Below are 25,073 nucleotides of genomic sequence, written 5' to 3' on the forward strand. Positions count from 1 at the left end.
CCACACCTTCGCTCAATTGGGCGGAGTCGCACTCAATCGATAAAAGTGCCGGGTGCATATTTCCCGGACTGCCGGGCGAGGGAACCGCGGAACCCCGTCCCGCTCAATCGTGCGGGGTGGCGCTCAATCAATCCCGCGAGGTGACGTCTGAGCCCATTCCGAAAAAGACGCTCCGCCGAATTCCGGAATGGATCCCGCCACGGAAGGAAAACCCGGCCTGCCCGGCCCCGGCCGCGCCTGTGGGGCGGCCGGTGACCTCCTGCGGGTCTCAGCCCACGAGGCCGTCGGCGAGCTCCTCGCTCAGCGTCGATTCCGTGCCCGGGATACCGAGGTCCTGGGCCCGCTTGTCAGCCATGGCCAGCAGCCGCCTGATCCGGCCCGCGACCGCGTCCTTGGTCAGCGGCGGGTCGGCGAGCGCCCCCAGCTCCTCCAGGGAGGCCTGCTTGTGCTCCATGCGCAGCCGTCCGGCCGCCGCGAGGTGCTCCGGAACCTCCTCGCCCAGGATCTCCAGCGCGCGCCCCACCCGGGCACCCGCGGCGACCGCGGCGCGGGCCGAGCGGCGGAGGTTGGCGTCGTCGAAGTTGGCGAGCCGGTTGGCCGTGGCGCGGACCTCGCGCCGCATCCGGCGCTCCTCCCAGGCGAGCACCGCGTCATGGGCTCCCAGGCGGGTCAGCAGGGCGCCGATCGCGTCACCGTCACGGACGACGACCCGGTCCACTCCCCGCACCTCACGGGCCTTGGCGGCGATCGAGAGCCTGCGGGCCGCGCCCACCAGGGCGAGGGCGGCCTCAGGGCCGGGGCAGGTCACCTCCAGCGAGGAGGAACGGCCCGGCTCGGTCAGCGAACCGTGGGCCAGGAAGGCACCGCGCCAGGCGGCCTCCGCGTCGCAGGTGGCCCCCGAGACCACCTGCGGGGGCAGCCCGCGGATGGGACGGCCGCGGCCGTCCACCAGCCCGGTCTGGCGGGCCAGCTGGTCGCCGCCCGCCACCACACGTACGACGAAACGCGAACCGCGGCGCAGTCCGCCGGGGGCCATCACGATCAGCTCCGAGCTGTGCCCGAAGATCTCCAGGATGTCCCGCTTGAGCCTGCGTGCCGCGCTCCCCGTGTCCAGCTCGGCCTCGATCACGATCCGGCCGCTCACCAGGTGCAGCCCACCCGCGAACCGAAGAATCGCCGAGACCTCCGCCTTTCTGCAGCAGGTCCGGGTCACGGGAAGCCGAGAGATTTCGTCCTTCACCGCTGGCGTCATCGCCATGGGCCGATCCTTCCATGCATCCGAAAAATACGGTCGTACGCGGCGGCCAACAGCTCCGGATCATGAATCGGAACGCCGTCGGGTGAGGCCACGGGGGCCAGCTCGACCACGGCTCCGAGCCGCTGTGCGGCGTCGGCGAGGGACTCGCGGTCGGGCACGGCGGCCTCGTCGGCCAGCACCACGTCCATGGCGAGTTTAGGGGCGTGTCGTCCCAAAACCTCCAAATGACGCTGCGGTGAGAACCCTTCTGTTTCACCGGGCTGTGGTGCGAGGTTCAGCGAGAGGACCTTACGGGCCTTCGTCGTCACCAGTGCGTCGAGCAGCTCCGGCACCAGCAGATGCGGAATCACGGAGGAAAACCAGGACCCCGGGCCAAGAACCACCCAATCGGCGTCGAGGACGGCGGCAACCGCCTCGGGGACCGCCGGCGGGTCGGCCGGCACGACGTGGACCGACTGCACCTCCCCCGGGGTCAGCGCCACCGTCGCCTGCCCGCGCACGGTGACCGTGTCCTCGGGGCGCTCCGGGTCGTGCCCCCGCACGAGGGCCTGGAGCTCCAGGGGCACTGCGGACATCGGCAGCACCCTGCCGTGCGCCCCGAGCAGCTTGCCGACCAGGTCGAGGGCCTGGACGTGGTCGCCCAGCTGTTCCCAGAGGGCGACGATGAGCAGATTGCCCACCGCGTGCTCGTGCAGATCGCCCTTGGACTCGAAGCGGTGCTGGATGACCTGGGCCCAGGTCTGTCCCCATTCGTCGTCGCCGCAGAGCGCGGCGAGCGCTTTGCGCAGGTCACCCGGCGGAAGGACACCGAGCTCCTCGCGGAGCCGGCCGCTGGAGCCGCCGTCGTCGGCGACGGTCACCACGGCCGTGAGGTCGCCGGTGATCCTGCGCAGCGCCGTGAGCGACGCCGACAGGCCCATGCCGCCGCCGAGGGCCACGACCTTGGGTGTGCCGCGGTTGCGGCCGGAGAGCGCGGCCGTGGCCCTGCTCAACCGCCGCAGACGCAGATTGCGACTGGTCACTCTCGCCCCATGTCCCGGTGGACGAGGACGGTTTCGACCCCTTCGGTGGCCAGCCGCGCGGCCAGCTTCTCCGACATCGCGACGGAGCGGTGCTTACCGCCCGTGCACCCGACGGCGATGGTCACGTACCGCTTGCCCTCACGGCGGTACCCGGCGGCGATGAGCTGCAGCAGCTCCGTGTACTGGTTGAGGAACTCCTTGGCGCCCGGCTGGTTGAAGACGTAGTCGGACACCTCCTCGTTGAGCCCGGTGAACGGACGGAGCTCGGGAACCCAGTGCGGATTGGGCAGGAAGCGGCAGTCCACGACGAGGTCGGCGTCGACCGGCAGCCCGTACTTGAAGCCGAAGGACATGACCGTCGCCCGGAGCTCCGGCTCCTCGTCACCGGCGAACTGGGCGTCCATCTTGGCCCGCAGTTCGTGCACGTTGAGGCTGGAGGTGTCGATGACCAGGTCGGCGTCGCCCCGCAGCTCGCGCAGCAGGTCACGCTCGGCCGCGATGCCGTCGACGATACGGCCGTCGCCCTGGAGCGGGTGCGGGCGGCGGACCGATTCGAAACGGCGTACGAGGGCGTCGTCGGAGGACTCCAGGAAGACGATCCGCCGGGTGACGTGCTTGGCCGCCAGGTCCGCGAGGGACTCCCGGAGGTTGTCGAAGAAGCGCCGGCCCCGTACGTCGACGACGACGGCGATGCGGGCGACGTTGCCCTGGGACCGGGCACCGAGCTCCACCATCGTGGGGATCAGAGCGGGCGGCAGGTTGTCGACGACGAACCAGCCGAGGTCCTCCAGACACTTGGCGGCGGTGCTGCGCCCCGCGCCCGACATTCCGGAGATGATCACCAGCTCGGGGATGGCGGGCGTGGTGGCCTCGGCCTTCTCCGTGGTGCTTCCCGTACTCACGTCTGCTGCTCCGTCTGCTCGGCCGCTGTCGTCCTGGTGTTCCTGCGTGTGCTCGGTCATGTCCTTCTGCCCCCGTCGTCCTCTTCGATGATCTCTCCAGTGGCCGTGTTCACGGCGGGTGCGGCCGGGGCGGCCGCGGCGAAGGCGACGGCCACCGATTCCGCGGTCCTGCGCCCTATCCCCGGAACCTCGCAGATCTCTTCGATTGTCGCCTGCCTCAGCTTCTTGACGGAGCCGAAATGCTTGATCAGCGCCTGCTTCCGGGTCTCGCCGAGGCCCGGGACGTCGTCCAGGGGGCTGCTGCGGATGCGCTTGGCCCGCTTGGCCCGCTGGTAGGTGATGGCGAAGCGGTGGGCCTCGTCCCGGATGCGCTGGAGGAGGTAAAGGCCCTCGCTGGAGCGGGGCAGGACCACCGGGTCGTCGTCATCGGGCAGCCAGACCTCTTCGAGGCGCTTGGCGAGACCGCAGACGGCGATGTCGTCGATGCCCAGCTCGTCCAGGGCACGCTTGGCGGCGGCGACCTGGGGCTGCCCTCCGTCGACCACGACGAGCTGCGGCGGGTAGGCGAAGCGCTTGGGACGGCCGTCGTCCTCGCGGGGCTCCTGGGGCTCCTCGCGGGGCTCCTCACGGCCGGGAGCGGGGTCCTGCGCGGCAGGGGCTGTGAGGTCCGGCGCCGCGGGTTCACCGGGCACGGGTCCACCGGGCACGGGTCCACCGGGAGCCACGGCCTCCGCGGGTGCGGGGACGGGGCCTGTGGGTGCCGGGGTCTCCTCCCACTCCCCCGTCCGCTCCTTCTCCTGGAGGTAGCGCTTGAAGCGGCGGCCGATGACCTCGTGCATCGACCGGACGTCGTCCTGTCCCTCGAAGCCCTTGATCTGGAAGCGGCGGTACTCGCTCTTGCGTGCGAGCCCGTCCTCGAACACCACCATGGACGCGACCACGTCATCACCCTGGAGGTGCGAGATGTCGAAGCATTCGACGCGCAGCGGAGCGGTGTCGAGACCGAGCGCCTCGGCGATCTCCTCCAGGGCGCGGGAGCGCGTCGTGAGGTCGGAGGCGCGCTTGGTCTTGTGCAGCCCCAGCGCCTGCTGGGCGTTGCGCTGGACCGTGCCCATCAGGTCCTTCTTGTCGCCCCGCTGCGGGATGCGCAGGCTGACCTGGGACCCCCTGCGGCCCGCGAGCCACTGGGACACGGCGTCGGGGTCCTCGGGGAGCGCCGGGACCAGTACCTCCTTGGGGACGGAGTCGCCCGACTCCTCCCCGTACAGCTGCTGGAGCGCGTGCTCCACCAGGCCCGCCGTGTCGACGGCCTCCACCTTGTCGGTCACCCAGCCCCGCTGGCCCCGCACCCGGCCACCGCGGACGTGGAAGATCTGCACCGCCGCCTCGAGCTCGTCCTCGGCCACGGCGATCAGGTCGGCGTCGGTGGCGTCGGCGAGGACGACTGCGCTCTTCTCCATGGCCCGCTTCAGCGCCCCCGCGTCGTCGCGCAGCCGCGCCGCGCGCTCGTACTCCATCTCCTCGGCCGCCTGCATCATGTCCTTCTCGAGGCGGCGGATGTAGGTCCCGGTGCGGCCTGCCATGAAGTCGCAGAATTCGTCGGCCAGATCCCGGTGCTCCTCGGGGGTGACCCGTCCGACGCACGGGGCGGAGCACTTGCCGATGTAGCCGAGGAGGCAGGGCCGGCCGGTCCGCTCGGCGTTCTTGAAGACACCTGCGGAGCAGGTACGGACGGGGAAGACCCGGAGCATCAGGTCGACGGTCTCGCGGATCGCCCAGGCGTGCCCGTACGGACCGAAGTAACGCACGCCCTTCTTCTTGGCGCCGCGCATCACCTGGACACGCGGGAACTCCTCGTTGAGCGTGACCGCGAGGTACGGGTAGCTCTTGTCGTCGCGGTACTTGACGTTGAACCGGGGGTCGAACTCCTTGATCCAGGAGTACTCCAGCTGAAGTGCCTCGACCTCGGTGGAGACCACGGTCCATTCCACGGAGGCGGCCGTGGTGACCATCGTGCGGGTACGCGGGTGCAGACCGGCCAGGTCCTGGAAGTAGTTGGCCAGGCGCTGACGCAGGTTCTTGGCCTTCCCGACGTAGATCACCCGGCGGTGCTCGTCGCGGAATTTGTAGACCCCCGGGGAGTCGGGGATCTGTCCCGGCCTGGGTCGGTAGCTGGAGGGGTCTGCCATGTCTCACACCCTACTGGCGGGCAGTGACAGGGCGGCATGTCCGTGGCCACGAGGGCCTGCGCAAGGGGCTTGCCCGCCGGTCAGGCTCCGGGGCCCGCGACGAGCTTCCCGCCCTCGAGCTTCAGCGGGACCGAGGGCAGCGGCACGGTGGCAGGGCCCTTCAGCGCCTTGCCCGTGGTCATGTCGAAGCGGCTGCCGTGGCAGGGGCAGTTGCCCTCGTTGCCCTCGACCTTGTCCAGCAGGCAGCCCGCGTGGGTGCACTGCGCGCTGAAGGCCTTGTACTCACCGGCGGCCGGGCAGCTCACGACGACCCGCTGCTCCCGGTAGAGCTTCGCCCCGCCGACCGGGACCTCGTCCGCGGCACCGAGCTCCACGGGTGCGGTGGGCGTGGGCGTCTGCGCATGGCCGAGCTTCGACTCGGTCGAACAGGCGGCCGCTCCCAGCCCGGCGGCACCGGCGAGAGCGGCGCCCTTCAGTACGGTACGGCGGGCGGCGGGCAGGCCGGACATGCGGTCTCCACAGGTCGGGGGGACAGAGAGCCACCGTCACCGTCCGGGGCGCCGGGTACCAGGGACTCCGGGCACGGGCCGCATCTGATGGCATGGCGACAGACCCGACGATACCGACGGAGAACGCCGGCCCTTCGACCGGCCCCGGGGAGTGCCCGGTCGGACGGATGAGCCGGCGGGGACGGAAAGGCCCGTCCGGCCGGGGCGGCGTCCTTGTGCGGGGCGCCGCCCCGGCCGGGCGGTGGTCAGGCCTTCCGCGCGCGGGCGGCCTTCTTGGCCGGGGGCTGCTCCGCCGCCTTGCCGGCCGTCCTGGCCGTGGCCGTCCTGCGGGCCGTGGTCGCCTTCGCGGCGACGGCCTTCTTCGCGGGCGCCTTACGGGCCTTGCGGGCCGCGGGCATCGCGGTCTCACCGATCCGGTCCGCGCCCAGGATCCCCTGGAGGAACTTCCCGGTGTGGCTGGCCGGCACCGAGGCGATCTGCTCCGGAGTGCCCTCGGCGACGACCAGACCGCCGCCGTTACCACCCTCGGGGCCCATGTCGACGACCCAGTCGGCGGTCTTGATCACATCGAGGTTGTGCTCGATGACGATCACCGTGTTGCCCTTGTCGACCAGGCCCGACAGCACCGCGATGAGCTTGCTGATGTCCTCGAAGTGCAGACCGGTCGTCGGCTCGTCCAGGACGTAGACCGTGCGGCCGGTGGAGCGCTTCTGCAGCTCGCTCGCCAGCTTCACCCGCTGCGCCTCACCGCCGGAGAGCGTCGGCGCGGACTGGCCGAGCCTGACGTACCCGAGGCCCACCTCGTTGAGCGTGCGGAGGTGGCGGGCGATCGTCGGGACGGCCTCGAAGAACTCCAGGCCCTCCTCGATCGGCATGTCCAGCACCTCGGCGATGGACTTGCCCTTGTAGTGGACCTCCAGCGTCTCGCGGTTGTAGCGCGCACCGTGGCAGACCTCGCACGGGACGTACACGTCGGGCAGGAAGTTCATCTCGATCTTGATCGTGCCGTCGCCTGAGCAGTTCTCGCAGCGGCCGCCCTTGACGTTGAAGGAGAAGCGGCCCGGCAGATAGCCGCGCACCTTCGCCTCCATCGTCTCGGCGAACAGCCTGCGGACATGGTCGAAGACTCCGGTGTACGTGGCCGGGTTGGACCGGGGTGTACGGCCGATCGGCGACTGGTCGACGTGGACGACCTTGTCGACGAGGTCGTCACCGTCGACCCGGGTGTGCCGCCCGGGGACCGACTTGGCGCCGTTGAGCTCGCGTGCCAGGTGGGTGTAGAGGATGTCGTTGACCAGGGTCGACTTACCCGAACCGGAGACACCGGTGACGGCGGTGAGCACGCCGAGCGGGAACGAGACGTCGATGTCCTGGAGGTTGTTCTCCCGGGCGCCGTGCACCGTGAGCAGGCGCTGCGGGTCGACGGGACGCCGGACGTCCGGCATCTCGATCACCCTGCTGCCCGAGAGGTACTGACCGGTGATCGACTCCTTGTTGGCCAGCAGCTCCTTGAGCGAGCCGGAGTGGACGACCTTGCCGCCGTGCTCACCCGCACCGGGGCCGATGTCGACGACCCAGTCGGCGACCTTGATGGTGTCCTCGTCGTGTTCGACGACGATGAGCGTGTTGCCCATGTCCCGGAGCCGGACCAGGGTCTCGATCAGCCGGTGGTTGTCACGCTGGTGGAGGCCGATGGACGGCTCGTCCAGCACGTACAGCACGCCGACGAGACCGGAGCCGATCTGGGTGGCGAGCCGGATGCGCTGGGCCTCGCCGCCGGACAGGGTGCCGGCGGCACGGTTCAGCGAGAGGTAGTCGAGGCCGACGTCGACGAGGAACTTCAGCCGCTCGTTGACCTCCTTGAGCACCCGCTCGGCGATCTTCTTGTCGCGGGCGTTCAGCTTGAGGCGGCCGAGGAACTCGGCGCACTCGCTGATCGACATCGCGGCGACCTCGGCGATGGACTTCTCCATCACCGTCACCGCCAGGACCAGCGGCTTGAGCCGGGTTCCCTCACAGGTCGGGCAGGCCACCTCACGCATGTAGCCCTCGAAGCGCTCCCTGCTGGAGTCGCTCTCGGCCTCGGAGTGCCGCCGCTTGACGTACTGGACCGCACCCTCGAAGCGGGGGGTGGTGTAGGCGCGCTCGCGTCCGTACCTGTTGCGGTAGCGCACCTCGGTCTGGATCTTGTGGCCGTGGAGCAGAGCCTTCTTGGCACGCTGCGGCAGTCCGGCCCAGGGGATGTCCGTGCGGAATCCGAGGGCTTCGGCCAGCGCGGTGATCTGGCGCCCGAAGTACTCCTTGGTGTGGCCGTGCGACCAGGGGTGGATCGCGCCCTCGTCGAGGGACTTGTCCTCGTCCGGGACGATCAGCTCCGGGTCGACCTCCATCCGCGTGCCGATGCCCGTGCAGTCGGGGCAGGCGCCGAAGGGGGAGTTGAAGGAGAAGGAGCGGGGCTCCAGTTCCTCGAAGGAGAGGTCGTCGTACGGACAGTAGAGGTGCTCGGAGTACATCCGCTCACGCTCGGGGTCGTCCGCCTCGAGGTCGACGAAGTCGAGCACGACCATGCCGCCGGAGAGGCCCAGCGCCGTCTCGACGGAGTCGGTCAGCCGGCGCTTGGCACTGTCCTTCACCGTGAGGCGGTCGATGACCACCTCGATGGTGTGCTTCTCCTGCTTCTTCAGCGTGGGCGGCTCGGACAGCTGGATCGTCTCGCCGTCCACGCGGGCCCTGCTGTACCCCTTGGTCTGGAGATCGGCGAAGAGGTCGACGAACTCGCCCTTGCGCTCGCGCACCAGCGGCGAAAGGACCTGGAAGCGGCTGCCCTCGGGCAGACCGAGCACCTTGTCGACGATGGCCTGCGGCGACTGGCGCGCGATGGGCCTGGCGCACTCGGGGCAGTGCGGCTTGCCGATCCTGGCGAAGAGCAGCCTGAGGTAGTCGTAGACCTCGGTGATGGTGCCGACCGTCGAGCGCGGGTTGCGCGAGGTCGACTTCTGGTCGATGGAGACGGCGGGCGAGAGGCCTTCGATGAAGTCCACGTCCGGCTTGTCCATCTGGCCGAGGAACTGCCGGGCGTACGAGGAGAGTGACTCCACGTAGCGCCGCTGGCCCTCGGCGAAGATCGTGTCGAACGCGAGTGAGGACTTGCCCGATCCGGAGAGCCCGGTGAAGACGATGAGGGAGTCACGGGGGAGATCGAGCGAGACGTTCTTCAGGTTGTGCTCGCGCGCGCCACGGACGATGAGACGGTCGGCCACGCCGGTCCGCACCTTTCTGGAGAGAAGTGGGGGAACTGAGCCCCTGTCCCAGGGTATGGGGGGCGCTTCAGCGGTGTACGAAGCTTTCGACTCCGAGCGTATAGCACGCGCATTCGATTTACGGACGTCCGAAGACTCCATCACCCGAATGAGTGGTGGGGTCTACGCTCGGCTCATGACTGATCATGCGCGTGACCTGGATGCGGTACGTGAAGCGACCGATCGACTGCTCGGTGCGACGGGCACGATGGACGACGTCGCTGTTGCCGAGCCGTCGCGTCTGCCGGGCTGGAGCCGCGGCCATGTTCTCGCCCACCTGTCACGTAACGCCGACGCCCTCGTAAATGTTCTCCAAGGGCGCCCGATGTACGCGAACAGCGAAACCCGGGACGCCGAGATCGAACGGGACGCGCCTCGCGCCCTGGCCGAACACCTCGCCGACCTGCGTGGGAGCGGAGCGGCCTTCCTGGCGGCGGCGGAGGCGCCGGCCGACTGGTCACGCACGATCACGATGCGCAACGGAGTGACGGACTCGGCGTCCCGGGTCCCCTTCCGCCGCTGGGCCGAGGTCGAGCTGCACCACGTGGACCTGGGGGTGGGATACGAGCTGGAGGATCTGCCGGAGGAGTTCGTGCTCCGGGAGAACGACTTCCTGGCCGAGCGGTTCGCCGGGCACCGGGAGGTCGTCCCCACGACGGCGGTCACCGAGGACGGCCGGCTGTGGACCACGGGCGGCGGGGCCGAGGGTGCTCCGGTCACCGTCCGGGGCACGGCCCCCGACATCCTCGGCTGGCTCTGCGGACGCCGTGACGGCTCCGCGCTCAGCGTCGAAGGCGGCAGCCTTCCCGCGCTGCCCCCGCTATAGGCTGCGTCCCATGACGTACAGCGGAACGGTCAAGGTCGGCGGAGCTGCGGATGTGCACGAGCTGACGGATCTGATGATCTCCAAGGTCGCCGTCGGCCCGATGAACAACAACGCGTACCTGCTGCGCTGCCGGGCCACCGGCGAGCAGCTCCTGATCGACGCGGCCGACGAGGCCGGGACCCTGCTGCGGCTGGTCGGCGAGGACGGCATCGCGTCCGTCGTCACCACGCACCGGCACGGTGACCACTGGCAGGCGCTCGGCGAGGTGGTGGCAGCCACCGGAGCGAGGACGTACGCCGGGAGGTACGACGCCGAGGGCATCCCGGTCCCGACCGATGAGCTCGTCGAGGACGGCGGCACGGTCCGGGTGGGCCAGGTCTCACTGACCGCCCGCCATCTGACCGGCCACACCCCTGGGTCCATCGCCCTGGTCTACGACGACCCGCACGGGGCCCCGCACCTGTTCACCGGGGACTGCCTCTTCCCCGGCGGGCTGGGCAACACGCGCAAGGACCCGGAGGCGTTCGCGAGCCTGCTCCACGATGTGGAGACCAAGCTCTTCGACCGGCTGCCGGACGAGACGTGGGTCTACCCGGGCCACGGTCACGACACCACGCTCGGCGCCGAGCGGCCGCACCTGCCGGAGTGGCGCGAGCGCGGCTGGTGAACCGGTGAACGCCCGACGGCCGGGTGCCCCTCACGGGGCCCCGGCCGTCGGTGTGTCCGTCCGGCGTTACTTCTCGACGCCGACGTTCTCGCTGTCGTCCTTCTCCTCGGCCTCCTGCGCCGCCTTCTTCTTGTTGGCGATCAGGCTGGTGATCGTGGTGATCACCAGGACGCCGCAGATGACGGAGAGGGAGAACGGGATGGAGATCTCCGGGACGTGCACCCCGGACTCGTGCAGAGCGTGCAGCACCAGCTTGACGCCGATGAACCCGAGGATCACCGAGAGCCCGTAGCTGAGGTGGACCAGCTTCTTCAGCAGACCGCCGATGAGGAAGTACAGCTGACGCAGACCCATCAGGGCGAAGGCGTTGGCGGTGAAGACGATGTACGGGTCCTGGGTCAGGCCGAAGATCGCCGGGATGGAGTCCAGCGCGAACAGCACATCGGTGGTGCCGATGGCGAGCATGACCACCATGAGCGGGGTCAGGACGCGCTTGCCGTTCTTCTGGATGAAGAGCTTGGTTCCGTGGTACCTGTCGGCGACACCGAAGCGGTGCTCGACCGACTTCAGGAGACGGTTCTCCTCCCAGTCCTCTTCGTCCTCGTCGGCTCGCGCCTCCTGGATCAGCTTCCAGGCGGTGTAGATCAGGAACGCGCCGAAGATGTAGAAGACCCACGAGAAGTTGGCGATGACCGCGGCACCGGCTGCGATGAAGATCGCACGCAGCACCAGGGCGATCAGCACACCGATGAGCAGCACCCGCTGCTGGAGGTGGGAGGGCACCGAGAACTTCGCCATGATCAGGACGAAGACGAAGAGATTGTCGACACTGAGCGACTTCTCGGTGATGAAGCCGGCGAAGAATTCGCCCGAGGCCTGGCTTTCACCGAAGACCAGCAGACCGAGCCCGAAGAGCGCGGCCAGCGCGATCCAGACGATGGTCCAGATCCCGGCTTCCTTGGTCGACACATCATGAGGCTTGCGCCCGATGAAGAAGTCGACGGAGATGAGGGCGACGAGACCAAGAATGGTCAGCGTCCAAAGAGTCCATGAAACGTCCACTGCGCCTCCGGCAGTTCGCTACGGCTATAGATCAGCGTCGTCGCTGCCGGAGGTCTCTTCCACCCAGGTCACGCGGGCTGCGCGCCGGGCCGACGCCCCGGGACCGGTCACAGTCCGTACTGACGGGAACGCCGCGATCGGGAGTACTCCCCTCCGCATGAAGAACAGTACATGAAACACCAAGAAACAGTAAAGTCCCCTCCAAGACGTGACCAAAATGCCAGCTCAGGGCCCTTGCAGGCACATCTGACTTCGCGTCATACGGTTCAGCGGTAACCAGCGCGCCGGGCCGCGGCCACCCGGGCGAGGACCTGCTCCAGGACACGGCTGCCTTGGGGCACCCTCAGCGGCTCGTACGTCCACGCGTGGCCCACCCAGGGGTCGGCGAGGTGGTCGTCGGCCACGGGGGTGATCCGCAACAGGGACCGCCACAGTGGGTCGAGCACCGGTCCGTAGGCGCGGGCGTCCTCACGGTCGGCCACCATCAGCAGGTGCACGCCCACCGCGGGGCCCTCGTCGGCCAGGTAGCGCAGCTGGGTGACGGCCTTGTCGTCGAAGCCGTGCGGGAAGTCGTTGACGATCAGCAGGTGCTCCCCCGTGTCGAGGTCCGGGGGCAGCGCGTCCGCGGCGCCGGCCCTGACCGCCATCTGCACCAGGTCGACGCGCCGGGTGAGGTGGGCGAGGACCGAGGACACGCCGTGCGCCCCGACGGCGGGCGGCCCGGCGAGCACGCCGGAACCGACCACGGGTGAGAGCGGACCGGCCGCGGAACCGGCCGGGTCGATGACGTGCACGGAGAACTCGTCCGCCGGGTGGACGGCGAGCAGTCGCGCGGCCAGCGCGACCGCCGTCTCCATGGCCTGCCTCCGCACCTGGTCCCCGTCCGTCGCCGCGGCCGCCTCGGAGGCGGTACGTCCGCTGTCGACCCAGATCCCGCGCTCCAGCGGGAGCCGCACCAGGAGCGGGATGCGCAGTCCGGTGCCCTCGGGCAGATGGATGTCGCCGATGCGCAGGGCCATCGGCATCTCCATCGGGACGCGGTAGCCGTGCCAGACGGGGTTGCCCCAGCCCGCGTACGCGGCGGGGAGGGCCGGTTCGACGACGGCGGACTCGGCGGCGAGCTGGGCGAGATCACGCTCGAGCGCCTCGCGTGCCCGGCCGGTGAGTTCGTCGCGCTTGGCCCGGGCTTCCTCCCGGGCACGATCACCCGCACCGCCGATGCGGCTGCGCGGGTCCGTCAGGGTCCGGTCGAGTTCCTGGTCCATCCGGGACTCGGCGAAGTCGGCCGCGCTGCGGTAGGCGGCGACGGCGCGGGCCAGGTCCTCGAACATGCCCCAGATCTGGTTGTAGAGGCGCTCGTCCATGGACCAGCCGGCGGCGTCACCGGCGACGGGCTGCGCGGGCTGTCCCGGCGCGGCCGGCGGAGCCGTCGGGGGCGGCGGGGGCGGGGCCGAGGCCTGACGCCGCGGGTGCGCGTAGCTGACCGGGCCGCCAGGAGTGTCCGTGCGCGGGGGCGTCGGGGCGGTCGGCGGCTCAGGTGGCTGCACCGGCTCGGGGACCTGCGCCGAGGCGGGCGGCCTGCCGTTTCCTGCGGAGGGCGTGGGGCCTGCGGAAGCCGAGGGGCCTGCGGAAGCCGTGGGGCCTGCGGAAGCCGTGGGGCCTGCGGAGTGGCCCACCCGCTCGCCGCCGGGAGTGCGGGGCGGCGGCGTCACGGAGCGGGCCAGTCCGGAGGCGACGGCCTCCTGGATGGAGGCGGCCAGCTCCGCCGCTCCTGCCACGCCCTGGTCGGCGAGCATCTCGGCGAGCCCGGCGGCGTAGCCCTGGCCGACAGCGCGGACCTTCCAGACGCCATGGCGCCGGTAGAGCTCGAGCGCCGACACAGCGGATTCGGTGTCCAGGCCGGTGAGCGTGAACGTGGCGATCTCGGCGCCGTCGAGTCCGGTGACGGCGACGAAGGGCGCGGCGACCGCACCGAACCTGCCCGGCTGCCCGGGGCCCATCGGCAGGGCGAGGAGGACGGTGACGCGGTGCACCTCGTCGGGCAGGGCGTCCAGGTCCACGGCCAGCCGGTGGTCGGCCGCCGCCTGCCTGGACACCTCCAGCCCTGGAACCCGGTGCGAGGCGGGGTGGGCGATCCACTCGGCGCCGCGGACCGTGCCCCGCTCATCCCCCAGCGTGGCCCCGGCCACGACGGGTGAGCCCGCCGACACCCTGATCTCCAGACGGGTCTGGGGCAAGGTGTGGTTCTGCCCCCGGACCAGCTCGGCCGTCAATGCCCTGTCCCCTCGACGTTCGGTGTGGTGCCCTGCCCATGGGCGCAGCTCCCGGCGGCACGTGCCTCCGGGAGCTGCTCGTACGGCTCTGTGGCCCAGGTGTCGCCCGTGCCCCTGCCGCGCCTACAGGTGCGGCAGGATCGACGGCATCAGGTCCTGGAAGGTCCGGCCGTTGGCGGGGTTGCCGAGGGCGGTCATCTGCCATCCGCTGCCCGCGCGGTGCACCTTCGCCATGATCTGCGCCGTGTACTGGCCGCCGCCGTCCAGCGTGTAGCGGGCGAGCTCCTGGCCGTTGGTCTCGTCGACGATGCGGCAGAAGGCGTTCTGCACCTCCTGGAACGTCTGTCCGGTGAACGAGTTCACCGTGAAGACGATCTGGTCGATGTGGACCGGGATCCGCTGCAGGTCGACCAGGATCGCCTCGTCGTCGCCGCCCGAGCCGGCGCCGCCGACCAGGTTGTCACCGGTGTGCTTGACCGAGCCGTCGTCACTGACGAGGTGGCGGAAGAACACGACGTCCACGGGCTGCTTGTCGGCGAAGAGAACCGCCGAGGCGTCCAGGTCGATCTCCCGGGTGCGCGAGCCGAACAGCCCGCGCCGCGGGGCGGCTTGCCAGCCGAGCCCCATCCGTACCGCGGTCAGGGTCCCCCCGTCGCTCTTCTGCAGGCTGATGGCCTGGCCCTTGGTCATGTTGACCGTCACGCGCTGTCCCCTCTCCGCATTGCCCCGCACCCGTCGGTGTGCGGTTTCCCCGCACCCTACGCAGTCCCTGCAGGCGAGAAGGAGTGATGGGCCGTTTTTGTGTCGGTCCTGCAACACTGCGGGCCCCACGCGATCAGGCCAGTCCCGCCTCCCTCATCTGGCGCAGCTCCTTCTTCAGCTCCCCCACCTCGTCACGCAGGCGCGCGGCCACCTCGAACTGCAGGTCGGCCGCGGCGGCCCGCATGCGGTCCGTCATCTCCTCGATGATCCCCGCGAGCTCCGCGGCGGGCCGGTCGGTGACCACCGCGCCGCCCTTCTTCGCCTTGCTCCCCGCGGCGGCCTTGCCTCCCAGCGAGGGAACGGGGGCCTTGGTGTCCTTCGCCTGCCGGTAGCCGGTGCCGAGCAGCTGCTCGGTGTCGACCTCCTCGCGGGCGATGGACGCGACGATGTCGTTGATCTTCTTACGGAGGGGCTGCGGGTCCACCCCGCGCTCGGTGTTGTAGGCGATCTGCTTCTCGCGGCGGCGGTTGGTCTCGTCGATGGCCTGCGCCATGGCCGGGGTGATCTTGTCGGCGTACATGTGGACCTGCCCCGAGACGTTACGGGCGGCACGTCCGATGGTCTGGATCAGCGACGTGCCGGAGCGCAGGAAGCCCTGCTTGTCCGCGTCGAGGATGGCCACCAGTGACACCTCGGGCAGGTCGAGCCCCTCGCGCAGGAGGTTGATGCCGACCAGGACGTCGTACTCACCGGAGCGCAGCTCGCGCAGCAGTTCGATGCGGCGCAGCGTGTCGACGTCGCTGTGGAGATAGCGGACCTGGATGCCCAGCTCGAGGAAGTAGTCCGTGAGGTCCTCGGACATCTTCTTGGTGAGGGTGGTGACCAGGACGCGCTCGTCCTTCTCGGTCCGCTTGCGGATCTCGTGGACCAGGTCGTCGATCTGGCCCTCGGTGGGCTTGACGACGACCTCCGGGTCGACGAGCCCGGTGGGCCTGATGATCTGCTCGACGAAGCCGTCGCCCCGGGACATCTCGTACTTCCCGGGTGTGGCGGAGAGGTAGACCGTCTGATTGATACGGCCGAGGAACTCCTCCCACTTCAGCGGGCGGTTGTCCAGGGCGGACGGCAGCCTGAAGCCGTGGTCGACGAGGGTCCGCTTGCGGGAGGCGTCGCCCTCGTACATCGCGCCGATCTGCGGCACGGTGACGTGCGACTCGTCCAGGACGAGGAGGAAGTCCTCGGGGAAGTAGTCGAGGAGGGTGTTGGGGGCGGTGCCGGGAGAGCGGTCGTCGAAGTGCATCGAGTAGTTCTCGACGCCGGAGCAGGTGCCGATCTGGCGGAGCATCTCGATGTCGTAGGTGGTGCGCATCCGCAGCCGCTGGGCCTCCAGCATCCTGCCCTGCTTCTCCAGCTCGGCGAGGCGCTGCTCCAGCTCCCGCTCGATGCCGCCGACCGCCTTCTCCATGCGCTCGGGGCCCGCCACGTAGTGGCTGGCGGGGAAGACGTGGAGTGCGGTGTCCTCGCTGATGACCTCTCCGGTGAGCGGGTGGAGGGTCGAGAGCGCCTCGATCTCGTCGCCGAACATCTCGATGCGGACGGCGAGCTCCTCGTACACCGGGAAGATCTCGATCGTGTCGCCGCGCACCCGGAAGGTGCCGCGGGTGAACGCGAGGTCGTTGCGGGTGTACTGGATCTCGACGAAGCGGCGCAGCAGCTGGTCACGGTCGATCTCGTCGCCGACCTTGAGCTGGACCATCCGGTCCACGTACTCCTGCGGGGTGCCCAGGCCGTAGATGCAGGAGACGGAGGCGACCACGACGACGTCACGCCGGGTGAGCAGTGAATTCGTGGCGGAGTGCCGCAGCCGCTCGACCTCCTCGTTGATCGAGGAGTCCTTCTCGATGTAGGTGTCCGACTGCGGGACGTACGCCTCGGGCTGGTAGTAGTCGTAGTACGAGACGAAGTACTCCACGGCGTTGTTCGGGAGGAGCTCTCGGAACTCGTTGGCCAGCTGGGCGGCGAGCGTCTTGTTCGGCGCCATCACCAGGGTGGGGCGCTGCAGCTTCTCGATCATCCAGGCGGTCGTCGCCGACTTGCCCGTGCCGGTCGCGCCGAGCAGGACGACGTCCTTCTCACCTGCGCGGACGCGACGGTCCAGCTCGGCGATGGCCGCCGGCTGGTCACCGCTGGGCTGGTAGGGACTGACGACCTCGAAAGGCGCCACCGAACGTTCGATCTTCGAGACTGGCCGCATGCAACCACCGTACGACCCCCCACTGACAACGGCGGAGGATCAGCGGTTCCGCGGCTGCCGGTACTCCCTGCGTGAGACGGACTCGTAGGGCGGGGGGTAGCGGCGCTGGGCGGGGATCGAGGCCACCGGGCCACCGTGCCCGGAAGGGTGACCGGGCAGCCGGCCGGCACCTCCGGACGCACCGGTCACCACGAGCGGGTCGATCATCACGATCACTGCGGCGAGCAGCAGGAAACAGCCCGGGCCGATCATCATCGGCAGCAGCAGCGAAGTGGGGGACTCACCGGGCGGTACCGGTACGGCGTCCGGGTGCAGGTGCACCTCGAGCGCGGCCATTCCCGTGTAGTGCATCCCGCTCACGGCCACGCCCATGACCACGCTGGCTCCGAGGCTGGGGAGGAAGCCGCGGACGGAGACGGCCGCCCACAGTGAGGCGGTCGCTGCCACCACGGCGATGACCACGGAGAACGCGACGGTGAGTGTGTCGTACTGGAACAGTCCCTCGACGTTCATTCCGGCCATGCCGAGGTAGTGCATGGAGGCGACGCCGAGGCCGGTGATCGTTCCGCCGGTGACCAGTGCCATGCGGGTGGCGCCGCGGTAGCCGACGAGGAAGATGCCGATCCCGACCATCACGACCGCCACGGCGAGGCTGGCGAAGGTGAGGGGCCTGTCGTAGCTCACCGGCGCTTCCCGGACGGTGAAGCCCAGCATCGCGATGAAGTGCATCGTCCAGATGCCGGATCCGATGGACGTCGCGCCGAGGGCCAGCCAGCCGGCTCTGGAGGCACCTCGGGTGCGCAGGGACCGAGCGGTGCAGCGAAGACCGAGAGCAGCACCGAGGCATGCCATGAGGAACGCCGTGACGGGGGTCACGAGGCCGTAGGTGAATCCGTCAACTGTGCCCTGCATGCTGGTACGCCCTTCGCGGTGTGCCCGGGTTCGGGGGTGACCCTAAAGGGCAAGGCCCGGCAAGCAAACATAAGGACGGCATTTTATCCGCCTCCGAGCCCTCCGAAGATCCGGCACCCAACATTCCGTTCACAACACGGCCATCATCGCCCTCCCGTCCGTTGGGTCTCGGATGGGAGTCTCTGCCTGTCCGCATCCCGACGCGAGGAGTACACGTGTCCGTACGTACAGCAACCGCCTCAGGCGCCGCCGCCGCCCTGCTCGGCGCCTGCGTCCTGCTGCCCGCCACCCCGGCACAGGCCTCGGCCGCCCAGGACAGCCCGGTCGTCTACGCCCACCGGGGAGCGTCCGCCTACGCCCCGGAGAACACCCTGGCGGCTGTGGACGCGGCCGATGACCTGGGCATCGCGTGGGTGGAGAACGACGTGCAGCTCACCAAGGACGGCGTGCTGGTCGTCGTGCACGACACCACCCTGAGCCGGACCACCGACGCCGAGCAGGTCTTCCCCGACCGTGCGCCCTGGGCGGTCAAGGACTTCACCGCGGCGGAGATCGCGAAGCTGGACGCGGGCAGTTGGTTCGGCGCCGGCTTCGACGGGGCCCGGGTGCCGACGCTCACGCAGTACCTGCACCGTGTCGAGAGCAATCGCCAGAAGCTGCTCCTGGAGATCAAGAGCCCGGAGACCTACCCGGGGATCGAGAAGGAGACCCTGCGCGTCCTGCGCGAGGAGGGGTGGCTCGACCGAGGTCACGTCAAGAGCAAACTGATCATCCAGAGCTTCGGTGCAGAGAGTGTGAAAACTGTCCACGCCCAGCGTCCTGACGTCGTCACGGGCTTCCTGGGCACCCCCGCGGTGGCCGATCTTCCGTCGTACGCGGCGTTCACCGACCAGATCAATCCGTCGTACACGACGATCAGCGCCGACTACGTCGCCGCGGTGCAGAAGCTGAAGGGCGTCCACGGCAAACCGCTCCGGGTGAACACCTGGACCGTGAACGACGCGGCGAAGGCGGCGGAGGTGGCCGGCTTCGGTGTGGACGGCATCATCACCAACAACCCCGACACCGTCAGGGACGCCACCCGCTGAACGGCCGGACGGGCGGGCGTCGTACGAGTACCGATGTCAGTGGCCGGTCGTACGGTGGGTCGCATGGAGAGCAACGAGCAGGTCGTGGAGTGGTCCGTCGTGCCGAGCGACATCGGCCCTCTCCTGCTCGCCGCGACCCGCGTGGGCCTGGTGACGGTGGTCTTCCACGCGCACCCCGCGGTCCGGGACAAGGCGCTCGGACAGGTGCGGACCCGGCTGGGCGCGGAGCCCGTGGAGGCCCCGGACTCGGCGCTGCTGGCCGAGCCGGTGCGTCAGCTCGTGGCGTATTTCGCCGGAGAGCTGCGGGAGTTCTCACTCGCGCTGGACTGGTCGCTGAGCTCCGGCTTCCACCGCGAGGTGCTCCGCGAGCTCGCCTCCGGCGTGCCCTACGGGACGGTCGTGGGCTACGGGGATCTGGCGAGCCGGGTCGGCCGGCCGGGCGCCGCCCAGGCCGTGGGGGCGGCCATGGGCTCCAACCCGCTGCCCGTGGTGGTTCCGTGCCACCGGGTGGTGGAGAGCGACGGAGGGCTCGGCGGGTTCGGCGGCGGGCTGGAGACGAAGCGGCAGCTGCTGGCACTCGAGGGGATACTTCCGCAGCCGCTGTTCTCACCGGAGCCCCTTCCCGCGAGGAACTTCCTACAGGGGGTCCAGTTCCCCCAGGCCCATCGCTCGTAGGGTGTGATCGGCCATGCGCAGGTGGCCGGCGGCGTTCGGGTGGGCCGGTTCGTCGAGCCATGGAATCGGGTCGGCCTCGCCGTGGTGCGCCAGCCAGTGGGCCTCGTGGTCGACGAGCAGCGCATCCGTCTCCTTCGCGACCTCCCGTACGGCCTGGCAGTACGCGGGCAGTGCCGCGCGCCGCTCCCTGCCCGAGAAGCTGACCAGGGCGGGCGTGTGCAGGACGACCTGTGTCCGCGACCCCGCCCCGGTGACGATCCGGCGCAGCGCGTCGTGGAACTCGGGCAGTCCGCCCTCCCCGGCGAGGCAGTCGTTGGTGCCGAGGGACACGGACAGCACGTCGGGCTCGAACCGGCCGATGAGACGGTGGTGTTCCCCGAGTACGTCGGCCGCGCCCCACGCGGAGACCCCCGTGTTGACCACGACATCGGTGAGGCGGCCCAGCTGCCACCGGATCCGCTCGTGCACGTGCTCGACCCAGCCGCGAGCTCCGTGGGTGTGCAGAACCGCCTGGGTGATGCTGTCCCCGGTCGCCACCCAGGTCATGGGCTCGTCCGTCAGTCTGATCATGGTCTGTCCCTCCCCCGCCCGGTCACCGACCGCCCGTACCGGCATCGGCACCCCGTCGGCAGGACATGTTGCCCCTCCAAGATCGACCGCGCAATGCTCCGGTGGCCGGGGCGGTCCGGACTACGCCTCGTCGGCACCGTCCCGCGGTCCGCTCGGCGTCCCGGACGGCAGGCCCCGGCCGCTGAGCCCCGTCCAGGCGGGGTGGTGCGGATCGTCGGCCCGTACGACCGCGTCCGCACGTGCGGCCGGAGCGGCCTCGTCCTCGTACCGCGCGAAGGCGGGCAGGGTCCAGCGCTCGCTCTCCCCGGTGCGCCGCCGGAGCGCTCCCGGCGAGAGACTGAGGTGGATCCCGAGGTCGAACGGGAACCAGTGGCCGAGGAGCAGAGGTCCGTGCAGGATCAGTACCCCTCCCTCGGGCAGCACCCGGTACGCGCTGCGGGTGGCCCGGTCCGTCACGGGGTCCCAGAGGTCGGGCAGCACCCGTCCGCTGCCACCTGGCTCCAGCGGCCGGAACACTTCCCGCCACAGCGCTCCGGTGTCGAACCAGCCGTCGGCGTACGAGTCCGGGTCCTGCTTGCCGTATTCGTAGCGCAGACTCGCCGGGCGCAGGAAGCCGCCCGTGGAGACGGTGAGCACCGGGCGCCCACGAGCCCGCAGCGCTTCGGCGAGGTGTGCGGCGGGCTCTTCGGGCCGGGCGGCCGGAGCGCCGTCGATGCCCACCTTCAGCCAGGGTCCGCCGTCGGCCGGTTCCAGTCCGTCGGCGCGCTCGGCGAGGGCTTCGGAGAGCCGTTGCCAGGTGATCGGTTCGAATCGCACGTGCCCATCATCGCCCTGTCGCGTGATGCCCGGTATGGATCTCGCATACGCCCGCCGGTTCGCGGCCCGGTGGCAGGACGACTGGAACTCCCACGACCTGGACCGCATCCTCGCCCATTACCACGAGGAGGTGACCTTCAGCTCCCCGATGATCGCCCGGCTGACGGGCGCTCCGGCCGGGACCCTGCACGGCAAGGCGACGCTGCGCGCGTACTGGGCCACCGGGCTGGAGAAGATCCCCGACCTGGAGTTCCAGGTGATGGACGGGCGTGCGGGCGTCGACGCGCTGGTGATCGACTACCGCAACCAGATCGGTGGCCGGGTGTACGAGGTGCTGATCTTTCGGGACGGGCTCGTCGTCTCCGGTTTCGGAGCGTACGGGGAGACGGCCGCCGTCTGACGGACGGCTCGGGGCGTACACGGAAGGGCGACCGCCGTCGGGCGGACGCCCCCGCCGCGCCTCATCCCGCAGCCGGGCAGTCCACCGCGTCGGCGTCGTCCGAGAGTTCGCTGCCCTCGGGAAGCAGGTACGTCACCCACAGCACGACGGGTTGGGTCCCGAGGTTGCGCCCGATGTGCCGGTGGCCGGCCCCGGACGGTTCGATGAAGGACGTCCCCGCGGGGGTCACCTCGACCGAGCAGTCGTGGAGGGTCCGGGTGAGCGTCCCGGACTTGACCACGGCGATCAGCTGCCCCTTGTGGGTGTGCCAGCCGGTGGAGCCGCCGGGCTGCACGGTGATCTCCCGGAAGGTCACATCCGCGCGGCCCTCCGGAGGCTCGATCCTGAGCGGCCCCTCGGAGGTGCCCTCGGCGACGACGGTGCCGCTCACCCCGCTGCCCGGCGTGGCGACGGCCGCCGCCGGCACGAGGCACAGCGCGGCCACACAGAGACTCACGAGCAGGGCCTTGCGCAGCGCCCCCTGCCTGTCCGGGCTCTTCCCTGCCCTCGCACCGACCACACCGTCGGACCTCATGAACGACTCCTCAGCTTCCGCCGCGTGAACGCGACCACGCTACCGACGAGTTGAGTGGAAGGCGTCAGGCGCGCAGACAGTGACCGCCGCGGAGTTCCTCGGCGAGCGGACCTTCGCCGAGCACCTCCGCCCGCCCCTGCTCGACCATCTCCGCGAGGGTGCACTCGCCGCGCCCGAGCGCCAGGACGGCCTCCGCGTCCAGCACGAGGCACGCGTCCGGGTGGTCGGCGGGGCCGAATCCGTAGGCCTCGCCGCTCGCCGCTTCCCAACCGGTACGGATGTGGAACTCGCCCTCGTCGAGCCGCACTTCGAGGACTCCGCCGCGGGTGAGGCCGTCCAGGGCCCGCAGCAGCGGCAGGGCGAACCAGTGGGCCCTGACCGCGTCCGTGGGGCGGCGCTCGCCGAGCGCGGGCGCACCCCACCGGGCGAGGGCGGTGAGGACCGGGAGCAGTCCGCGGCCGTGCTCGGTCAATTCGTAGACCGCGGCGGCGGCGGGGGGCGGCAGGCGGCGGCGCACCGCCAGGCCGCCCTGTTCCATGTCCCTGAGCCGGGAGGCCAGCACATCCGTGCTGACTCCGGGCAGATCGGCGTGCAGATCCGTGTAACGGCGGGGCCCGGCGAGCAGTTCACGGACGATCAGCAGGGTCCACCGGTCGCCGACGGAGTCGAGGGCACGGGCGGTGGCGCAGAACTGGTCGTAGCTCCGACGGCGGGCGGGGCGTGCGGGCTGCTGCTGACGTGGCATGCGACGCAGTCTAGACATGTTGTTGGACTTTCCAAGCCCAAGCTTGGTAAAACCAAGTAACGCAATCAGGTCGGGGAGGCACCGCATGGAGTTCCGGCAGTCCAGCAAGCTCAACGAGGTCTGTTACGAGATCCGGGGCCCGGTCATCGAGCAGGCCAACGCCCTGGAGGAGGCAGGCCACAGCGTGCTCCGTCTCAACACGGGCAATCCGGCGCTCTTCGGTTTCGAGGCACCGGAGGAGATCGTCCAGGACATGATCCGGATGCTCCCCCAGGCACACGGCTACACCGACTCGCGCGGCATCCTGTCCGCGCGCCGCGCCGTCGCGCAGCGCTATCAGGCGATGGGGCTGGCCGATGTCGACGTGGACGACATCTTCCTCGGCAACGGGGTCTCCGAGCTGATCTCGATGGCCGTGCAGGGCCTCCTGGAGGACGGCGACGAGATCCTCATCCCGAGCCCCGACTATCCGCTGTGGACCGCCGTCACCACGCTCGCGGGCGGGAAGGCCGTGCACTACACCTGCGACGAGGGCGCGGACTGGAACCCCGATCTCGCCGACATGGCCGCGAAGATCACCGACCGCACCCGGGCCATGGTGATCATCAACCCGAACAACCCGACGGGCGCCGTCTACTCCCGGGAAGTCCTCGACGGCATGCTCGACCTGGCGCGCAGGCACGGGCTGATGGTGTTCGCCGACGAGATCTACGACCAGATCCTCTACGACGACGCCGAGCACCACAGCGTGGCGGTACTGGCGCCCGACCTGCTCTGTCTCACCTTCAGCGGGCTGTCCAAGACGTACCGTGTCGCGGGATTCCGCTCGGGCTGGATGGTGGTGTCGGGCCCGCAGCAGCACGCCCGCAGCTATCTGGAAGGGCTCACCATGCTCGCCTCCATGCGGCTGTGCCCCAACGCCCCCGCCCAGTACGCGATCCAGGCTGCGCTCGGAGGCCGGCAGTCGATCCGGGACCTGGTCGCCCCGGGCGGCAGGCTCCACGAGCAGCGCGACCGGGCCTGGGAACGGCTGAACGAGATCCCCGGGGTGTCGTGCGTGAAGCCGAAGGGCGCGCTGTACGCCTTCCCGCGCATCGACCCGAAGGTCCACCCCATCGTCGACGACGAACGCTTCGTCCTGGATCTGCTGCTGCAGGAGAAGATCCAGGTGGTGCAGGGCACCGGCTTCAACTGGCCGCGCCCGGACCACTTCCGCATCCTCACCCTTCCGCACGCCGACGACCTGGACGCCGCCATCAGCCGCATCGGCCGCTTCCTGAACGGATACCGCCAGTGACCTGCCGGGTCTGCCGCACCCCCGTCCACACACAGTTCGCCTCGCCCGGTCTGGTGGAGGCGATCGTGGAGGGCGGGCTCGATCCCGCCGCAGACCCCCGCTGGGCGGACTCCGGCGCGGCGTCATCCGCCGAGTACGCGCGCTGGGCAGGTCATCTGTGCGGTATGACCTGCCTGCGCATGGCGCTCGGCACCGGGGCGCCGCCCCTGTTCGCCCTGCGGGACGGGGCGTTGACGTACGACGCGTACACGGAGGACGCCGACGGGGTGATCAGGGGACTGGTCTACGCCCCCTTCGCCCGGTACGCCTCCGAGGTACACGGTCTCGACGCGGTCGTCCACCGGCACCTCTCCCCTGCCGGCGTCCTGGACCTGCTGGACGAGGGCCGAAGGGTGATGGCCTCGGTGCACTACGGAATCCGGCACCCGGAACGACCCGCCCCGGGGCGCGGCGGCCATCTGGTGCTGCTGACCTCCCGAACGGCGGACGGGGCCGGCGTCCACTTCCACAACCCGTCGGGGACGACGGCCACGACTCGCGCGGCGGACCTTCCTCTGCCGGTCTTCGAGCGCTTCTTCGCCGGCCGCGGGGTCTCCCTTCCCGCCGCTCCGGCGACGGACGCGTAGCGGCTCACCTTCACGGTGGTCGATGGTCCCGGCGTTCGCTACTGTTCCGGGGTCATGGGCCGGGGTCACGACGAGCACGATCAGGGGAGCAATCGACATGGGTGCGGCCATACGCCACTTCACCGCCATCGGTCCCGGCGACCAGGTGTTCACGGTCAACGTCGAGCGTGACTTCCGGTACGACCCGTACCGCGATTTCCTGGTCTGCGCGCACTGCGGCTGGTCCCCGTCGCTGCTCACCACGCGGCGGACCGACGCCATGGCCTGGGAGCATCTGGCCGATTCCCACGATGCCTCCCGAGGACGGGCGGATCAGGAGAACGAGTCCTTCCGTAAGGCGCGTCGGGTGATGCTCCCGCTGTGCGCGGTCCTGATCATCGCGCTGCTGGTGTTCCTGCAGAGCTGAC

Annotated in this window: 22 protein-coding genes and 1 pseudogene; 8 read left to right on the top strand and 15 right to left on the bottom strand. The window is 70.1% G+C overall.

What is annotated here, in order from left to right; genetic code table 11:
* Positions 1-268: 268 nt before the first annotated feature.
* The 6 genes from whiA to uvrA form a co-directional block, all read right to left on the bottom strand.
* Positions 269-1,258 (bottom strand): DNA-binding protein WhiA, encoded by a 990-nt coding sequence (gene whiA, locus ACFYQ5_RS27235; RefSeq protein ID WP_104789934.1) that lies wholly within the window; start codon positions 1,256-1,258, stop codon positions 269-271.
* The gene (yvcK, locus tag ACFYQ5_RS27240; protein ID WP_389201277.1) at positions 1,249-2,280 is read right to left on the bottom strand and encodes a uridine diphosphate-N-acetylglucosamine-binding protein YvcK; all 1,032 of its coding nucleotides are present in this window, start codon (positions 2,278-2,280) and stop codon (positions 1,249-1,251) included. Before yvcK ends, whiA begins: the two co-directional genes overlap by 10 nt.
* A complete protein-coding gene (rapZ, locus tag ACFYQ5_RS27245; protein WP_389201279.1) occupies positions 2,277-3,242 on the bottom strand; it encodes an RNase adapter RapZ in 966 nt (321 codons plus the stop codon). The genes yvcK and rapZ overlap by 4 nt, the downstream gene beginning before the upstream one ends.
* Complete coding sequence (uvrC, locus tag ACFYQ5_RS27250; protein WP_389201281.1) at positions 3,239-5,371, bottom strand: excinuclease ABC subunit UvrC; 2,133 nt, start codon at positions 5,369-5,371, stop codon at positions 3,239-3,241. The genes rapZ and uvrC overlap by 4 nt, the downstream gene beginning before the upstream one ends.
* An 80-nt stretch (positions 5,372-5,451) precedes the next feature.
* Positions 5,452-5,880 carry a Rieske (2Fe-2S) protein gene (locus ACFYQ5_RS27255; protein ID WP_389201282.1) on the bottom strand — a complete coding sequence of 143 codons (429 nt, stop codon included), beginning with the start codon at positions 5,878-5,880 and terminating at the stop codon, positions 5,452-5,454.
* A 245-nt stretch (positions 5,881-6,125) separates the two neighbouring features.
* Positions 6,126-9,140, bottom strand: coding sequence for an excinuclease ABC subunit UvrA (uvrA, locus tag ACFYQ5_RS27260; protein ID WP_389201283.1), 3,015 nt, complete (start codon positions 9,138-9,140; stop codon positions 6,126-6,128).
* Between the two features lie 175 nt (positions 9,141-9,315).
* On the opposite strand from uvrA, the gene ACFYQ5_RS27265 reads away from it, so the two are divergent.
* Together ACFYQ5_RS27265 and ACFYQ5_RS27270 are read left to right on the top strand one after the other, a co-directional pair.
* Positions 9,316-10,005, top strand: coding sequence for a maleylpyruvate isomerase family mycothiol-dependent enzyme (locus ACFYQ5_RS27265; RefSeq protein ID WP_389201285.1), 690 nt, complete (start codon positions 9,316-9,318; stop codon positions 10,003-10,005).
* Between the two features lie 10 nt (positions 10,006-10,015).
* On the top strand, positions 10,016-10,672 hold the full coding sequence (locus ACFYQ5_RS27270; RefSeq protein ID WP_389201287.1) for an MBL fold metallo-hydrolase: 657 nt from the start codon (positions 10,016-10,018) through the stop codon (positions 10,670-10,672).
* 66 nt (positions 10,673-10,738) lie between these two features.
* Here the strand turns inward: ACFYQ5_RS27270 and ACFYQ5_RS27275 are convergent, their stop codons facing one another.
* From ACFYQ5_RS27275 to ACFYQ5_RS27295, 5 genes are all read right to left on the bottom strand, one after another.
* Positions 10,739-11,734, bottom strand: a complete 996-nt coding sequence (locus ACFYQ5_RS27275; protein WP_389201288.1) for a TerC family protein — start codon at positions 11,732-11,734, stop codon at positions 10,739-10,741.
* A gap of 266 nt (positions 11,735-12,000) precedes the next feature.
* Positions 12,001-14,007, bottom strand: coding sequence for a TerD family protein (locus ACFYQ5_RS27280; protein ID WP_389201291.1), 2,007 nt, complete (start codon positions 14,005-14,007; stop codon positions 12,001-12,003).
* A gap of 123 nt (positions 14,008-14,130) precedes the next feature.
* Positions 14,131-14,709: a TerD family protein gene (locus ACFYQ5_RS27285; protein ID WP_033303139.1), complete on the bottom strand. Its 579-nt coding sequence runs from the start codon at positions 14,707-14,709 to the stop codon at positions 14,131-14,133.
* A gap of 133 nt (positions 14,710-14,842) precedes the next feature.
* Complete coding sequence (gene uvrB, locus ACFYQ5_RS27290; protein WP_389201292.1) at positions 14,843-16,963, bottom strand: excinuclease ABC subunit UvrB; 2,121 nt, start codon at positions 16,961-16,963, stop codon at positions 14,843-14,845.
* A gap of 39 nt (positions 16,964-17,002) precedes the next feature.
* A complete protein-coding gene (locus ACFYQ5_RS27295; protein WP_389201295.1) occupies positions 17,003-17,875 on the bottom strand; it encodes an MHYT domain-containing protein in 873 nt (290 codons plus the stop codon).
* A 215-nt stretch (positions 17,876-18,090) separates the two neighbouring features.
* On the opposite strand from ACFYQ5_RS27295, the gene ACFYQ5_RS27300 reads away from it, so the two are divergent.
* Together ACFYQ5_RS27300 and ACFYQ5_RS27305 are read left to right on the top strand one after the other, a co-directional pair.
* A complete protein-coding gene (locus ACFYQ5_RS27300; protein ID WP_389201297.1) occupies positions 18,091-18,963 on the top strand; it encodes a glycerophosphodiester phosphodiesterase in 873 nt (290 codons plus the stop codon).
* A 63-nt stretch (positions 18,964-19,026) separates the two neighbouring features.
* Positions 19,027-19,569: pseudogene (locus tag ACFYQ5_RS27305) on the top strand (methylated-DNA--[protein]-cysteine S-methyltransferase); the annotation flags it as partial.
* Between the two features lie 30 nt (positions 19,570-19,599).
* Here the strand turns inward: ACFYQ5_RS27305 and ACFYQ5_RS27310 are convergent.
* Both ACFYQ5_RS27310 and ACFYQ5_RS27315 read right to left on the bottom strand, forming a co-directional pair.
* Entirely contained in the window at positions 19,600-20,208 is a 609-nt protein-coding gene (locus ACFYQ5_RS27310; RefSeq protein WP_389201298.1) for an SGNH/GDSL hydrolase family protein, read from the bottom strand.
* 120 nt (positions 20,209-20,328) lie between these two features.
* A complete protein-coding gene (locus tag ACFYQ5_RS27315; protein ID WP_389201299.1) occupies positions 20,329-21,024 on the bottom strand; it encodes a uridine kinase in 696 nt (231 codons plus the stop codon).
* 34 nt (positions 21,025-21,058) lie between these two features.
* Here ACFYQ5_RS27315 and ACFYQ5_RS27320 point away from each other — a divergent pair, with 34 nt between their 5' ends.
* The gene (locus ACFYQ5_RS27320; protein WP_389201301.1) at positions 21,059-21,424 is read left to right on the top strand and encodes a nuclear transport factor 2 family protein; all 366 of its coding nucleotides are present in this window, start codon (positions 21,059-21,061) and stop codon (positions 21,422-21,424) included.
* A 61-nt stretch (positions 21,425-21,485) separates the two neighbouring features.
* On the opposite strand, the gene ACFYQ5_RS27325 is transcribed toward ACFYQ5_RS27320, so the two are convergent.
* On the bottom strand, positions 21,486-21,998 hold the full coding sequence (locus ACFYQ5_RS27325; protein WP_389201303.1) for a cupin domain-containing protein: 513 nt from the start codon (positions 21,996-21,998) through the stop codon (positions 21,486-21,488).
* A gap of 64 nt (positions 21,999-22,062) precedes the next feature.
* Positions 22,063-22,743 (bottom strand): winged helix-turn-helix transcriptional regulator, encoded by a 681-nt coding sequence (locus tag ACFYQ5_RS27330; RefSeq protein WP_389201304.1) that lies wholly within the window; start codon positions 22,741-22,743, stop codon positions 22,063-22,065.
* 85 nt (positions 22,744-22,828) lie between these two features.
* Between ACFYQ5_RS27330 and ACFYQ5_RS27335 the strand changes: the two genes are divergently transcribed.
* The 3 genes from ACFYQ5_RS27335 (at position 22,829) to ACFYQ5_RS27345 (ending at position 25,072) form a co-directional block, all read left to right on the top strand.
* Positions 22,829-24,040: a pyridoxal phosphate-dependent aminotransferase gene (locus ACFYQ5_RS27335; protein WP_389201306.1), complete on the top strand. Its 1,212-nt coding sequence runs from the start codon at positions 22,829-22,831 to the stop codon at positions 24,038-24,040.
* Positions 24,037-24,666, top strand: a complete 630-nt coding sequence (locus ACFYQ5_RS27340; protein ID WP_389201308.1) for a peptidase — start codon at positions 24,037-24,039, stop codon at positions 24,664-24,666. The genes ACFYQ5_RS27335 and ACFYQ5_RS27340 overlap by 4 nt, the downstream gene beginning before the upstream one ends.
* Before the next feature lie 97 nt (positions 24,667-24,763).
* Positions 24,764-25,072 carry a hypothetical protein gene (locus ACFYQ5_RS27345; RefSeq protein ID WP_389201310.1) on the top strand — a complete coding sequence of 103 codons (309 nt, stop codon included), beginning with the start codon at positions 24,764-24,766 and terminating at the stop codon, positions 25,070-25,072.
* Position 25,073 lies beyond the last annotated feature (1 nt).

The organism is Streptomyces sp. NPDC005794, assembly GCF_042871445.1.
Lineage (GTDB): Bacteria > Actinomycetota > Actinomycetes > Streptomycetales > Streptomycetaceae > Streptomyces.